The 1,302-nt window shown below is 73.3% G+C and carries 1 protein-coding gene and 2 pseudogenes; 1 reads left to right on the forward strand and 2 read right to left on the reverse strand.

The window, feature by feature from the left end; all coding sequences use genetic code 11:
* Positions 1–642, forward strand: a pseudogene (locus tag AB0J52_RS41055) (hypothetical protein); the annotation flags it as partial.
* 93 nt (positions 643–735) lie between these two features.
* Here AB0J52_RS41055 and AB0J52_RS41060 read toward each other — a convergent pair.
* Positions 736–951 (reverse strand): hypothetical protein, encoded by a 216-nt coding sequence (locus AB0J52_RS41060; RefSeq protein ID WP_500188663.1) that lies wholly within the window; start codon positions 949–951, stop codon positions 736–738.
* Between the two features lie 168 nt (positions 952–1,119).
* Positions 1,120–1,302, reverse strand: a pseudogene (locus AB0J52_RS41065) (hypothetical protein); the annotation flags it as partial.

Raw genomic sequence — 1,302 nt, forward strand, 5'->3', positions numbered from 1 at the left:
CGCGACGCCGCCCGCGCCGAGGCCGACCGGGCGCGCCGCCAGATCGACCAGTTCACGCACAACACGCTGTCGTCGAACCTGCCCGCGGGCCGGATGCCCGGCAGCGGTTCGCCCAGCACGACCGGCGCTCCCGGAGCGCCGGACATGCCGAACCTGTCCGACGGCGCGTCACCGGTCCACCCGCCGCACAGCGTCATGCCGGTTCCGCCGTCCGCGCCGGGCCACGGCACGCCCTACACGGCCGCCGACCCCACCGGCGGCTACCCGGCCACCGACGGCACCAACGGCTATCCGACCGCCGATCCCGCGAACGGCTACCGGAACGGCGAATCCGGCGGCTACACGCCCGGCGAGCGCACCGGCGGCTACCCGTCGGTGGACGGAGCGCCGGGGATGCCGCTCGCGGCGCCCACTCCTCCGGCGGTGCCGGGGCCGGTCGGCATACCGTCCTCGATCACGGGCGGCACGCCCTTCGTCGGGGCGGGGTCGCACGGCGGGCCCCACGGCCAGGCGCCCGCGCCGTCCGGCGTGAACGGCAACGGCCCTGGCAACGCCAACGGCGGTGGGAACGGCAACGGCGGGATGAACGGCCACCGCCGCGGCCCCGACGACCGCGAGGACCCTCTCTTCACCAAGCCGTGACGCGTCCCGCCGCCCGCCGGCGTGGGCGGCCGGATCGCTGGAAGCACGAGAACGGTGCCGGGTGCGACGCACCCGGCACCGTTCGGTCTCCGGTCACAGATAACGGACGATCACGACGAGCACCAGCACGGAGCAGGCCAGGATCCAGACGGCGTGGCCGCGCTCCCTGCTGGCGGTGGCGCGCAGGTTGGTCACCCGCCGCCGGCTCTGCTTGACATCGAACATCGCACGACGCGCGCGCTCCCAGGTCATCCCCATGTAGACCGCGAGGCCCGCCACGGCGAGGACGAGGACTGCGTTTCCGGTCATCTGGCCCGACCTCCACTGGCCGCAGATGCTCAGAATTCAACGCGATTGTCCCTGCCCCGCACCGTGCCGCGCGACACATTTTCGGCGCTGATCCGTCTGGCCGGCATGGGGCCCGGCTCCGGATCATGGTGCCAATAGCGGCAATTACCCATAATTCCGGCAAAATGTCTATCCGCGGAAGCGCTCCGGGTCGACCTCGATCCAGATCTGCTCGGCCCGCCCGATCAGCCGGCCGTCCGCGCCGTAGACCGCGCTGCCCGCGAACATCTTGCGGCCCTGGCGGCTGCGCGCGACGCCGACCGCCACGCACGGCTCGCCCGCCTCGGGCAGGTCGTGCACGCGCGCGGTCAT

The sequence above is a fragment of the Spirillospora sp. NPDC049652 genome (assembly GCF_040675125.1).
GTDB lineage: Bacteria > Actinomycetota > Actinomycetes > Streptosporangiales > Streptosporangiaceae > Spirillospora.